This is a genomic window from Kitasatospora sp. NPDC029367 (genome assembly GCF_055569135.1).
On the sequence record NZ_JBVHYH010000021.1, the window covers coordinates 1 to 12,516 of the forward strand.

Sequence of the window (12,516 nt, forward strand, 5' to 3'; positions counted from 1 at the left end):
CTGATCGAGATCAGCCCGGAGACGCCGTTGTGGCTGTTAGTGGCCTCCCCACCCCCCCCCCCCCGCCCCCCCCCCCCCCCCCTCCTCCCCCCCCCCCCCCCCCCCCCCCACAGCCGTGTCCTCCCTGGAGCCGGCCGGTAGCCCTCGGCACCGGTCACCGCCGAGCGGAATGCCGTCCTTGCTGGTCGAGTTCGTGGCCTTGGCCGCCTTGGCCGCCTTGGCCGCCCTGGCCGCCTTGGTCGCCTTGGTCGCCTTGGTCGGACGGATCACCGGCCTCGGCGGCGGCCGGGGCCGCGACCCGGCGCGTCCCGCCGCCGACCGGGAGGAGCCTCGGCCGTCGGCGTGCCGCCAGGTCCTCGATCCAGCCGAACAGCAGCACGGCCGCCAAGGTCCAGAGGAGCGTGCCCAGCAGCAGGACGGCATCGTTGACCGGGGCGGTGTCCAGCCCGACCTCGGCGAGCAGCAGGCCGGTGAAGAAGATGCCGGGGTTGTGCCAGAGGTAGATCGTGACCGCCCGGGCGTTGAGCAGAGAGACCAACCGGTCCAGCACCGGAATCCGGCTCGGCGAGGACATCTTCGGCTGCCACCGCAGCAACAGCAGCACGAAGGCGAACGACCAGTAGGTGTTGGCCATGGGATCCGCGGTGAGATCGAAATTCGAATCCGCCCGATTGGTCCAGGCCAGCCAGCCGCCGACCACGAATGCGGCCAGGGCGACCGGCACCACCAACCGCCATTTGAGTCGGCGCAGGGTGCCGTCGTGGTGGGCGAAACCGAGCAGCCAGCAGGCCAGGTAGCTGCAGAGATCGGTGATCGGCCCGGTGATCTCGTCGCTCATCCCGTACGAATTCAGACTGAACAGGTACACCAGCAGGAACGGCAGGGCGAGCATGACCACCGGGAGGCGGCGGAACAGCGGAAGCAGCACCGGCGACAGCAGTACGAACCACAGGTAGGTGCTGATGTACCACAGGACTCCGACGAATTCCTGGCCCCAGTCGCTGGCCGGTGGGGAATTCAGCGGAACAATCCAGAACAGCATTCTGGGGTCGGTCGCCGCCGTCCGGTCGTCCACCGTCCAGCCGTGGATCAGCATGACCGAGACGGCCACCGCACCGAGTACCCAGAACGACGGCAGCAGGCGGCGGAGACGGCGGCCGACCGTCACCAGCCCGGACTTGTCCATCGACGCGGCCATCAGGGAGCCGGCGAGGGCGAACATGATGCCCATCGACGGAAAGACGATCGTGAGCCAGCCCAGATTCAATGCGTGATAGACGATCACCCGCACAATGGCCAGTGCACGAATCGTATCGATGTAGCGGTCCCGAATTGCTGTCACGGGGTGGTCTTCTCCGATCCGGTGGGAGACGTGGTGGGGTGGGGAAGGCCCTCGTCGTCGGCGTTGCCAGGGGGACCACTCTAGACATGGTTTCCACCCGTGCCGAAGTAACGGATTTCGCCGATGCGTGGTCCCGGGCGACCTCATCAAAACCTCAGGATTGTCCTGAAAGAATCCCCGTCGGCAGCCGCACATTCGATCCGACCGGAGTGGAAGGGAAACCGCCGTGCTCTCCGAGCCCCCGACGCCTGCGGAGTCCGCGGAGTCCGCCAGCGGCGCCGCCCGGCCGCGTGCGGAATCCGGACCCGCGCCGAGCCCTCGTCGGCGCCGCCGGCTCGCCGTGGTGCTCGACGTGGTCGTGGGTGCCGTCGTGGTCGCCGCGGCCACCGCCCTGATGCTCTCGCAGCGGAGCGGGCAGGCCGCTGGGACTCCGGCGGCCGGCCCGTCCGGCACCTGGATCGTCGGGCTCGCCGAGATCCCCCGTACGACGGACCGGGAGGAACGGGACCAGCAGGTCGCCGAGCTCCAGGAGCGAGTGCCCGGCGCTTCGCTCGTCGACAGCGACACCTGGGCCTCCCTGCCTCCGGACGCCTGGGTCGTCCGTGCGCCGGGGGAGTTCGCCGACGGTTTCGAGGCCCTCGCCTACTGCGACCGGCTCGGCTCCGACGAGTGCAGCGCCCGCTACCTCAGCCATGACGAGGACGACCAGGGCTACGTGTGCGAGGCCGGGCCCGCACCCGACCCGGAGGCCTGTCGCCACCCCGGTGACCGGACGGAGTCCGCACCCCGTTGAGCCGCTGTCAGGCGTGCCCGGAATCCTGATCCGCCGACGGCCGTCGAGGGCCGTCAAGTCCGCTGGGAGCTCGGCTTCGTGACGTCCGTCGTACCTGAACGGCGGGCGGGCCCCGGCCGGTGCCCGGGGGAGGGGCGACCGGTCGGGGCCCGCAGGTCAGGGGTGGTTCAGGAGGAGGCGGCCACGTGTTCGGCGGCCTGCTGCTCGGTCAGGTACTCCTCGTGGATCTCCTTGGGGCCGAAGGGCCACACCTTCTCGACGCGGGACCAGACCAGGTAGACGACGCCGCCGAGGGCGACCCAGCCGATGGACCACTCGATGGGGTGGATACCGGGGTTGGCCTTGTCGGCGTATCCGTAGATGGCCAGCCAGCCGATGCCGGCGATGACGCTCGGCAGGGGGTAGAGCAGCATCTTGTACGGGCGGGCCAGGTTCGGTTGCCGCTTCCGCAGCACGGTCACGGCGGCGATCTGGGCGAGCGCCTGGATGATCACCATGACCGTGGTCAGCAGGGTGATCAGGATGGTCAGGGGCGGGTGGTCGGCGGAGGTCCCGATGTGGCGGGCCAGGAGGTAGCCGGCGGTGGTGATGACGCCCATGGTGAGCAGGCCGGCGGTGGGGAAGTTGTGCCTGGGGTGGAGCTTGGCGAAGGAGCGGAAGAAGAGGCGGTCGCGGGCGGCGTCGTAGGGGACGCGGGAACCGCCGAGCAGGCCGGTGAAGACCGAGGCGAAGGCGGTGACGAGGATGAGGACGGTGATGATGTTGGCGGGGGTCTTGCCCAGGGTTTGTTCGAGCACGAGGGAGACCACCGACTGGGAGGCTTGGCTGTTGGGGTCGAGCATGTCCTTCCAGGGCACGACGCCGAGGACGCCGATCTGCAGCAGCAGGTAGATGACCATGACGCCGAGCACGGAGTAGACGATGGAGCGGGGGAGCACGCGGCCGGGGTTCTTGACCTCGGCGCCCATGTAGGCGGCGGTGTTGTACCCGAGGTAGTCGTAGATGCCGATGGTCAGGCCCGAGGCGAATCCGAGCCAGAAGGTGCCGCTGCCGAGCTCGATGGCGTGCTCGGGCCAGCTGAAGGCCATCGACGGGTGGAAGTGGGTGAAGGAGGCGAGGATCACGGCGGCCACGGAGACGAGCATCACGATCCACATGACGACCGTGACCTTGCCGATGTTCTCGACCTTGCGCCACAGCAGGAGGACCACGAGCGCGACGACGCCGACACCGACGAGGTCCCCTTGACCGGTGCTCATGTCGGGCCACAGGTAGCCGAGGTACTGGACCAGCCCCTGGACGCCGGTCGACATGATCAGCGGGATGAAGAGCATCGCCGTCCAGACGAACAGGAACGGCATCAGACGCCCGGTGCGGTACTGGAACGCCTCGCGGAGATAGACGTAGGTACCGCCGGAACCCGGGAGCGAGGCGCCCAGTTCGGCCCAGACGAGGCCGTCGACCAAGGCCAGGAGTGCGCCGGCGATCCAGCCGATGACGGCCTGGGGGCCACCGAAGGCAGCGACCATGAGGGGGATGGTCACGAACGGACCGCAGCCGACCATCTGGCTCATGTTGATGGCGGTGGCTTGGAACAGGCCGACCCCTCTGATGAGACCGGGGCCTTGCTGGGTGGTCAAAGGGTGCCTCCTGGGGGCTAGAGGTGGCGGTGTGGGAAAAGTAAAATTCCTTAACAGGATCGCGGTCAAGAGCGGAGCAGGTCACGGATCGGGTTCACTTCGGGACGCCGGTCTGGCGAGGGGCCGTGCGGTGAAGCCCTCGGGTCCGGCGCGGCGATCGGCGGCGCGAACGGCGTCGGTGGCAGGAGGGGTGCGGTGCCACCGCGCGGTGACGGGCCTCTTCGGCGGATCGGTGGTGTGCCGGCGTTGTGGTGTGCCAGCGTTGTGGTGTCCCGGCGTTCTCGTGCGGCACCACCGCCCGCGCGGTTCAACTGTGCCCGGACTGCACGGAGCCGGGCGGCCGGTCCGCTCGGAACCGGGGTACGGCGGACCCTGGTGCGGGTCCGCGGGGTCGGCCGTCGCCAGGTGGTCGGCCTTCGAACGACCGTACTCCGCCGACCGACCCGGACGGAACCCTCGAACCGCGTGGCAGCACGCGGGCCGCCGCTACTCGTCCAGCGGTTCCTGGGCGCGCTGCCACTTCTCGAAGACCAGCTCCCGGGTGATCTCCACCCCCATGGCTACCGCGCCGTGCAGCACGGCGCCGTCGCCGAGCTCCGAGGCCGCCAGGTTCAGCCGCAGCGGTGTGATGCGCGGCAGGGCCGCGCGGATCAGCGGGATCAGCAGGTCCGCGCTGCTACCGATGCCGCCGCCGAGGACCACGAGCTCCGGGTCGATGACCGCGGCGACCGAGGCGATGCCGTGGGCGAGGCGCTGCGCCTCCTCCGCGACGACGCTGCGGGCGAGTTCGTCGCCCGCCCGGGCTGCGTCGAACACCTGCTTCGCGGTGGTGACGTCCAGCAGGCCCTTGGCGTGGGCCATGGCGACCACGGCCCCGCCGGCGGCGGACTCCTCCAGGAGGGCGTGCCGGGTCCCGCCGGCCGAGCCCTCTCCCGTCGCGCTGCAGCACGGCAGGTAGCCGAGTTCCCCGGCGGCGCCGTGCGCGCCGGGGAAGAGCTTCCCGTCGACCACGATGCCGCCGCCCACGCCGGCGCCGACCAGGAGGTACATGAACAGTCGCCGCCCCTGCCCGACGCCGCCCGCGTACTCGCCGAGCGCCGCGAGGTTGGCGTCGTTCACCAGGGTCAGGCCGGTGCCCAGCTCCGTCCGGAGGCGGTTGACGATGCCCGGCATTCCCCAGCCCGGGAGGCCCACCGCGTACCGGACCGCGTCGTGCTCGTCGACGGCGCCGGGCCCGCCGATGACCGTGTGGAGGACGCTCTCCGGGGGCACGTCCGCCTCGGCGGTGACCCTGCGGGCCAGGGCGATCACCTTGGACACCGCGCCGTGGGCGTCGCCGGAGTCGTTCGGCTCGTCATGACGGGCCAGGATCCGGCCGTCCAGGTCGGTCAGCGCCACGCGGACCCACCGGCGGCCGACGTGCACCCCCAGCCCGTGCCCGGCGCTCGGATCGGCCTCGTAGAGCACCGGGGAGCGGCCGCGGCCGGGCACGACGACCTTGCCCAGCTCGCGGACCAGGCCCGCGGACTGCAGGCGGCTCAGCGCGGTGGAGACGGTCGGCTTGGACAGCCCGGTGATCCGGGCGAGCTCGGCCCGGGAGGTGGCACCGTCGGTGCGGAGCCGATCGAGGAGGAGCCGCTCGTTGTTGGTTCGCAAGACGCTGCGGTTCCATGCGGCTTCCACGGTGGTCGGCGCTTCCTTTCGGCCGGGCGTTCGGGTGCGGAGGGTTTCGGGCGTCACCTGAGCCTATACGGTCGCGACCGGCGCCGACCGGCCGATGTGCTCCGATCTGCCAGGCCCGGCACGGCCGGTAGGAGCCCTGCCCGTGGCATTCGGATCCCTGCCCACGACATGGAGAACGGACCGTGGCGGTGGGGTCACGGTCCGCGTGAGTCGTGCGAGGCCGGGTGGCGGGGTGCGGGCGGCAACGGGGCGCAAAGTCGGTTCGGGTGGGCGTCTCAACGCCCCTTCGTGGGGCCGGACGCGGCCTCGATGGCGCCCTGGAGGAGGCGGGCGGAGGTGAGGGTCGGCCACGGGCAGTTCCAGCGGCGCCGCGCCGTGCAGCGCGGACCGGGAATGGCGATGTGCCAGCCGGTGGAGAGGACCAGGTGGCGGGAGCCGGTCGAGGAGCAGCTGCCGGGGGCGACGAGCCACAGGTGGGAGCCGTCCAGGAGGTCCTCGATGTAGCTGGTCTCGTGCCGTCCGAGGGCGGTGCGCACGGAGTGGGCCAGCGGCTGGGGGACCTTCACGGCGTCGAAGTCGACGCCGAGGGCGACCAGTCGCAGGCCGTACGGGTCGTCCGGGAGCCAGGGTTGGAGCGTGGCCGGCGGTGGATCCGTCCGAGGTGTCGGTGAGTTGAGGAACATGTGCGTCCTTCACGGCGGGCCGGCGCGGTGCCGCCCGTGGATCGATGGCCTCCTCGCGGGGCGGCGGTGGCGACGGTGGTGACGGTGGTGACGGTGGTGCGCGCCTTGGTAAAGGAGGTTTTCGTAAAAGAGATTTCTCATAGTGTGCACCCGTGGGCGCGTCCGTCAAGAGTTCGTGAAGGCGCCCGGCAAATGCTCCCGGCTCGGCCGGGCCCGTACGTGCCGCTGTGACCGGCCCGGGCAGCCGGGCCGGTCACAGCGGTGGAGCGGGGCAGCGGGTCAGCGGGTGCCGCGGTCAGGAGGTGGGCTTGGCCACGACGTTGCCGGTGGGGATGTTCCAGCCGGAGACGCGCAGGTTCGGGGTGGCGCCGTTGAGGTCGGAGGTGCGGACGGTGGCGGTCAGGGTGGTGGATTCGCCGGGCCAGAGGCTGACCTGGTTGTCGGACCAGGTCACCGGCAGCACGGGCTTGTCCTGGCCGTCGACGAGGTGGACGTCGGTGAGCAGGGCGGGGGTTTGGCCGGTGCCGGTGTTGGTGAGCGTGACGGTGACCTCGGTGGTGTCGCCCTTGCTCTTGCTGGTGGCCGTGGCGGAGACCTGGGCCTTGTCCTTGGCCAGCTGGTTCAGGCCGTCCAGCGACCCGTAGGACGTGGTGGGGTTGTTCGGCCAGTTGTAGTCGCCGACGACGTCCGGCTCGGTGGACAGCCAGTAGACGTTGCGGCTGACCTCCTTGCCGTCGGAGTCGGTGAGGGTCAGCTTGGCGAGGTAGGTGGTGTCCAGGTTCGGGATGTCCTTGGGGATTTCCTTGAGGGCGATGGCCTTGCCGCCGTCGCCGGGGACGGTGGGCACGTCGGAGTCCCGGTGGAACCGCTGGGTGCCGTCGATGTTGTAGAGGTCGACGTGAGCGGTGAGTCCCGGGGCGGCGTCGGTGCGCCGGTTGACCACGACGACGGAGCGGTTGTCGTAGGAGTACTGGATGTGGACGTCCTCGTTGGCCTTCTTGGCCCCGAAGTACGCGCCGCCCTGGTCGGAGTAGCGGTCGAAGAGCTGCCAGTGGAGGGACGTCCAGGGGGAGTTGAGCAGGAAGTAGATCTGGCCGGTGGAGGGGTTCTTCTCGTCGGTGAAGTTGCGGCCGTACGCCTCGAACTGGGCCCGCACCGCCTCGTACTGGGCGAGTTGGGCCTTGCGGACGTAGTCCTCGCGGCTGGTGAGCGTGCCGTAGCGCGCGGACAGTGCCGTGTTGAAGTCCTTCAGGGTCTCGAAGGCCGTGCCCGGAGACCGGTGGTACAGCACCGCCTTGGGGTTCGTCCACATGGCCGTGAGTTCCTCGTCCTTCATCATCCGCTTGAGGGTGTCCAGGGTGGGGATGCTCGCGCCGGCGCTCGTCTCGGAGTTGAAGCCCTCGGCACCCCCGTCCTTCTTGAGGTACCAGTACACCGGCGGCACCCACTCGTAGGGGCCGGTCATCTTCATGCCGCTCTCGTAGTCGAGGACGCTCTCCCGGTTGATGTCGCTGAGGACCGGAAGCGTCCAGTCCGCCGCGTTCAGGGCCTCCTTGTAGTCCGACGCCGACTCCGGCGTCGGGGCCTTGTCACTGCCGATGAGGAACGAGATCACGCTGGGGTTGTTGCGCAGGCGGGCCGCCACGGCGGCCATCGAGGCGCGGTTGATCTTGTGCTCGTGTGCGGTGTACGGGCCGGAGTCCTGGTCCTGCCACTTGTTGCAGCACTCCCAGCCCGGCAGCAGGAGCATGCCCGCCTTGTCGGCCATCTCGTAGTACTCGTCCGGTTCCAGGTGCCCTTCCAGCCGGATCGCGTTGATGCCCAGGTTGCGGGCGTAGGCGAACCGGTCGGAGACCTCCTGCGCGTTCCAGCGCCAGAGCAGGTCGGTCGAGTCGTTGGCACCCCTGATCAGGAGGGGGTGGCCGTTGATGATGTACGAGCGCGCCCCGTCCTGGTTCAGGGGGGCCTGGACGTCCCGGATGCCGAAGCTCCTGTGTGCCGTGTCCGTGACGGCGCCGTCGGTCCTCGCCGTCAGCTGGAGGTCGTACAGTGCCTGGTCGCCCATGCCGGCCGGCCACCAGATCCGCGGGTTGTCGATCTTGAGCTGCGAGGTGTCGTCAGGAGTGAACACGACCAGCTTGGAGGCGTGGGGGGCGAGCGTGACGTCCTTGGCGAACGTCAGGTCGCCGATGCTGCCGGTGACGGTGGAGGTGACGGTGCGGTCGGTGTCGTTGCGCGCCGTGGCCTTGACGGTGACCCGGGCGGAACTGAGGGAGGGCACGTCCACCGAGGTGATCACATGGGTGTCGGTCAGGGACACCGCGCCGGCGCGCCGGACGCTGATGTCGTAGACCAGACCCATGTTGTTGTCCGGCGGGGCGGGGTTCCAGTCGATCCAGCCGGAGGTGAAGTCCTTCTTGGGGTCGTTTTGCCGGATCAGGAAGGCGACGGCATTGGGCCCCTGGCGGACCTGGTCCGTGATGTCCAGCTCGTGCGCGGTGTACATGCCCGCGATCTGGTCGGCGGTGGCGACCAGGGTGCCGTTGACGTACACGTCGGCGGCGGAGACGACACCGGTGACGTTCAGGTAGGTCCGGGCGGAGGTGTCGTTGACGGTGAACTCGGAGCGGTACCACCAGGGCACCTTGAACTCCTGCCCGTGGTCCTCCACCACCTCCTTCATGTTCTCGGAGTAGAACGGGTCCTTGAAGGTGTGGTCCGCCACGAGTGCGGCGAACACCGTGGAGCGGGAGCCGGCCGCGTGCCAGCCGGCCGGCTGGTAGCCGGGGCGGGAGATGGCCTCACCGCTGTCCGGCACGTCGGCCGAGGACTCGATGGCGAAGCCCTTGAGGGCGGTGGCCGAGCCGGGCGCGTCGGTGACGGTGGTGGCGGCGACCACGGGCACGGCCGGGGTGGCCGCCCTCGCGTGCAGGGGCGGCCCTCCCACGGCCGCCGCGGCGACCATGATCCCCGCGACGAGCACGGCACTGCCGCGTCGCGTGAGTGCACTGGTCAAGGACATTGGAACCTCCTGGGATGTCAGGTGGGGGGCAGACTTCGCGGCTCCAACCGGACTGACGGGTCGGATGGCGGCACCGGTGCGGTCGTACGGATGGTGACCGGTGCTCCGGACCCGGTCCGGGTGTCGGTGGCCGGTCGAGGGGGGTCGACCGGGCTGGTGGGGCGGGTCCGACCCGCCCCGGGGAGGCGTCGTGGGGGACGCCGGGCCTCAGGACGTGTCGGGCCTCAGGACGCGTCGGGCCTCAGGACGCGTCGGGGTCGTCGGCGAGGCCGGGGTGGGCGCCCCGTGCGCGCAGGTCGTCCAGGGCGAGGACGATCGCGCCGTGCAGGGAGGCGTCCCGGCGGAACCGGGCGACCTTGAGCTCGGTGGGGAAGGGCAGGGCGTCGGCCAGCAGGCGCTCGAGTGCGGGGAGGATCTCGGCGGCGGCGGACATCATTCCGCCGCCGAGGACGATGCGGGCGGGGTCGACGAGGGCGGCCATGTTGGCGAGCGCCGTCGCGAGGACGGTGAGTGTCCGGTGGGCCAGCGCCCGCGCGGCGGGGTCGGTGCTGCGGAAGAGGTCGCCGCCGGTGGCGGCCTCGCCGAGGAGTTCCTTGGCGCGTTCGGCCAGTTGCCTGCCGCCGAGGAGTTCTTCGAGCGGGGCGCGGCCGGTGGCGACGGCGTTCAGCGGTGCGTCGCCGGGGTTGACGTAGGCGATCTCGCCGGCCGCCTGGTTGGCGCCGTACACGATGCGTCCGCCGACGGCGAGCGCGGCGGCGAGGCCGGTGCCGAGGTTGATGTAGAGGCCGGGGTCGACGTGGCGCAGTTCGCCGAGGCGAAGCTCGGCGAGTGCGCCGGCCCGGACGTCGTTGGCGACGGGGACGGTCGGGACACCGAACTCCTCGGCGAGGCGCGCGGACAGGGCGAGCTCCTCCCAGCCGGGCAGGTTGGGGGTGAGCAGGATGCGGTGGGACTGGATGATGCCCGGTGCGACGGCGGCGTGGGCGGTGACCGGTGCGTCGAAGCGGGTCTCGGATTCGAGGGCCAGTTGCCGGACGGCCTCGGCGGCGCGCACGAGGGCCTGGTCGGGTCCTCGCTCGGCGAGTGTCGCCAGCCGCTTGCGGACGAGGATCGTCCCGTGCTGGTCGGCGAGGGCGAGTTCGGTCTTGGTGCCACCGAAGTCGACGCCGATGACTGTGTGGGCCGGTCGGGCGTCGGCCGTCCCGGGTGCCGGGCGGTGGTGGGTGTGGGGGTGCAACGGCGTCTCTGTCAGCATCCGAGGGGTTCTCTCGTGCGGGGCTCCGGGTCGGCTGCGGGCTGGCAGGCCGACCGAACCCGCTGTCCGGGGGCAGGAGGGGGCACCGAGGGTTCGGCTCGGGCTCAATAAGTTAAATTCCTTTATTCCCTCGGGTCAAGGCCTGGCGCGGAGCCGAGTGATGCCTGCATGATGATGCTCATATCTGCTCTGATGCATTGGGAAATGCGCAAGTATGAGCAACCCTCCTCGACCGCCCATGGAGGCCGTCATGAGTCATGTCCAGCAGGAGATCGCCAGCCAGCCCGAGCGCTGGCGCACGGCACTGGAGGCGAACACCGCCGACCTGCCGCTGGCGGGGGAGCGGGTGGCGGTGATCGGCTGCGGCACCGCGAAGTACACCGTCGACCACAACCTGTTCTGGAACAACGGCGGGGCCGTCACCGGTCTCGACGGGACGTGGGCGGCCAACGGCATGGACGCCCACTCCGCCACCGCCGACCCGCTGTTCACCCACGACTCGCCCTGGACCGACCCCGCCATGAAGGACTACACCGTCGCCGCGGGCTCCCCGGCCCGGGCGCTCGGCTTCACCGACTTCCCGATGGACCGGTTCGGTACCGGCAACGCCGGCGAGGCCACCCCGCCCGCCGTCACCTGGCCCGCTGCGCCCGTCGTACCGACCGTCAAGGACCAGAAGGAGCTCTTCCTGGGCGCCACGGCCAAGGACATCGCGGGCAGCGCGGACCAGTCCGCCACCGGCCTCCCGGACCAGAACGGCTTCCTGCTGACCGCCGTGCCCACCGACTCGCCCGCCCGCCTCCAGGGCCTGCGGGGCAACGACGTGATCCGCGGGATCAACGGCACTGCGGTCACCGACCGCAACAGCTTCTGGACCGTCTACAACAGCATCGCCCCCGGAAGCACGGCCGCCCTCGACGTGTGGCGCAACCAGCGGGGCGGAACCGCCGTGACGGTCACCAAGCCGCTCACCGCCCAGACCTACAACGACACCGCCGGGGTGACCTACTCCGGCAGCGGCTGGAGCTGGCACTAGGCGGCCATCGGCGGGGCGAAACCCCTGGTGGACGACCTCTGGGCCACCACCAGAACCGGTGACTCGTTCAGCTACACCTTCAACGGCACCGGTGTCGAGCTCATCAGCGAGACCAACACCGACGAGGGCCGGATCGACATCTCGATCGACGGGGTCTTCCGGAAGAGCGTCGATGCCTACAGCGGCAGCCGCAGGTACCAGCAGACGGTCTACTCGGTCGGTGGCCTGACCCCGGGCCCGCACACCATCACCGGGGTGATGAGGAGCGGCGGCTACATGATCGTCGACGGGTTCACCGTCATCCCCTGATCCGCCGGGCACCTCGCCCCCCGTCGGTGCCACCGACAGGGGCACCCGGCGCGCCGGTCAGCCGAGGGCCGAGCCCGCCGCGCCCAGGGTGCCGCGCAGCCACTGCTCGACCCCGCCGATGTGGACCGTCGTCCAGGCCTGGGCGAGGTCGGGTCGGCGTGCGGCGATGGCGTCGAGGATCGCCCGGTGCTGCTGGCGGGTGCGTTCGACGGCGCCCTCCTCCGTCAGGCCGCGCCAGATCCGGGCCCGCGCGGTCGGCCCGGAGATGCCGTCGAGCAGGGAGCCGAGCACCGCGTTCCCGGAGCCGGCCGCGAGCCTGCGGTGGAACTCCAGGTCGTTCTCGATCAGCTCGTCGAGCGAGGCGTCGTCGCTCAGGCTCGCCAGCACGGTGCCGAGCTCGGCGATGTCCTCGTCCGACATCGCGCGCGCGGCCATGGCCGCGGCCGCCGGCTCCAGGATGCGGCGGACCTCCAGGAACTCCAGCACCGTGTCGTCCTGGTGGAAGTCGACGACGAAGCCCAGGGCGTCCAGGAGCAGGTCGGGTGCCAGGCTCGTGACGTACGTGCCGTCGCCCTGGCGGACGTCGAGCACCCTGATCAGCGAGAGCGCCTTGACGGCCTCCCGCAGGGAGTTGCGCGAGAGGCCGAGCCGCTCGGCGAGGTCGGCCTCCTTCGGGAGCCTGGCGCCCGGGCTCAGCTCCCCGCTGACGATCATGGCCTTGATCTTCTCGATCGCCTCGTCGGTGACTGGCAC

At 70.6% G+C, this 12,516-nt stretch carries 10 protein-coding genes; 3 read left to right on the forward strand and 7 right to left on the reverse strand.

Going from position 1 to position 12,516, the window contains the following annotated elements; genetic code table 11:
• Window positions 1–154: 154 nt before the first annotated feature.
• Window positions 155–1,342 carry an acyltransferase family protein gene (locus tag ACZ4W5_RS14075; protein ID WP_465654522.1) on the reverse strand — a complete coding sequence of 396 codons (1,188 nt, stop codon included), beginning with the start codon at window positions 1,340–1,342 and terminating at the stop codon, window positions 155–157.
• A 226-nt stretch (window positions 1,343–1,568) separates the two neighbouring features.
• Between ACZ4W5_RS14075 and ACZ4W5_RS14080 the strand changes: the two genes are divergently transcribed.
• Window positions 1,569–2,135, forward strand: coding sequence for a hypothetical protein (locus ACZ4W5_RS14080; RefSeq protein WP_465654524.1), 567 nt, complete (start codon window positions 1,569–1,571; stop codon window positions 2,133–2,135).
• Window positions 2,136–2,302: 167 nt separating this feature from the next.
• Here the strand turns inward: ACZ4W5_RS14080 and ACZ4W5_RS14085 are convergent, their stop codons facing one another.
• The 5 genes from ACZ4W5_RS14085 to ACZ4W5_RS14105 form a co-directional block, all read right to left on the reverse strand.
• The gene (locus tag ACZ4W5_RS14085; protein WP_465654525.1) at window positions 2,303–3,775 is read right to left on the reverse strand and encodes an APC family permease; all 1,473 of its coding nucleotides are present in this window, start codon (window positions 3,773–3,775) and stop codon (window positions 2,303–2,305) included.
• Between the two features lie 486 nt (window positions 3,776–4,261).
• The gene (locus tag ACZ4W5_RS14090; protein ID WP_402477033.1) at window positions 4,262–5,431 is read right to left on the reverse strand and encodes an ROK family transcriptional regulator; all 1,170 of its coding nucleotides are present in this window, start codon (window positions 5,429–5,431) and stop codon (window positions 4,262–4,264) included.
• A gap of 302 nt (window positions 5,432–5,733) precedes the next feature.
• Window positions 5,734–6,141 carry a hypothetical protein gene (locus tag ACZ4W5_RS14095; RefSeq protein ID WP_360230580.1) on the reverse strand — a complete coding sequence of 136 codons (408 nt, stop codon included), beginning with the start codon at window positions 6,139–6,141 and terminating at the stop codon, window positions 5,734–5,736.
• 295 nt (window positions 6,142–6,436) lie between these two features.
• Window positions 6,437–9,163 (reverse strand): glycoside hydrolase family 2 protein, encoded by a 2,727-nt coding sequence (locus tag ACZ4W5_RS14100; protein ID WP_465654526.1) that lies wholly within the window; start codon window positions 9,161–9,163, stop codon window positions 6,437–6,439.
• Window positions 9,164–9,404: 241 nt separating this feature from the next.
• A complete protein-coding gene (locus tag ACZ4W5_RS14105; RefSeq protein ID WP_465654528.1) occupies window positions 9,405–10,418 on the reverse strand; it encodes an ROK family protein in 1,014 nt (337 codons plus the stop codon).
• Window positions 10,419–10,668: 250 nt separating this feature from the next.
• On the opposite strand from ACZ4W5_RS14105, the gene ACZ4W5_RS14110 reads away from it, so the two are divergent.
• On the forward strand, window positions 10,669–11,454 hold the full coding sequence (locus ACZ4W5_RS14110) for a PDZ domain-containing protein (RefSeq protein ID WP_465654529.1): 786 nt from the start codon (window positions 10,669–10,671) through the stop codon (window positions 11,452–11,454).
• Between the two features lie 27 nt (window positions 11,455–11,481).
• A complete protein-coding gene (locus tag ACZ4W5_RS14115) occupies window positions 11,482–11,763 on the forward strand; it encodes a hypothetical protein (protein ID WP_465654531.1) in 282 nt (93 codons plus the stop codon).
• 57 nt (window positions 11,764–11,820) lie between these two features.
• Here ACZ4W5_RS14115 and ACZ4W5_RS14120 read toward each other — a convergent pair whose 3' ends face one another.
• The gene (locus tag ACZ4W5_RS14120; RefSeq protein ID WP_360230600.1) at window positions 11,821–12,516 is read right to left on the reverse strand and encodes a FadR/GntR family transcriptional regulator; all 696 of its coding nucleotides are present in this window, start codon (window positions 12,514–12,516) and stop codon (window positions 11,821–11,823) included.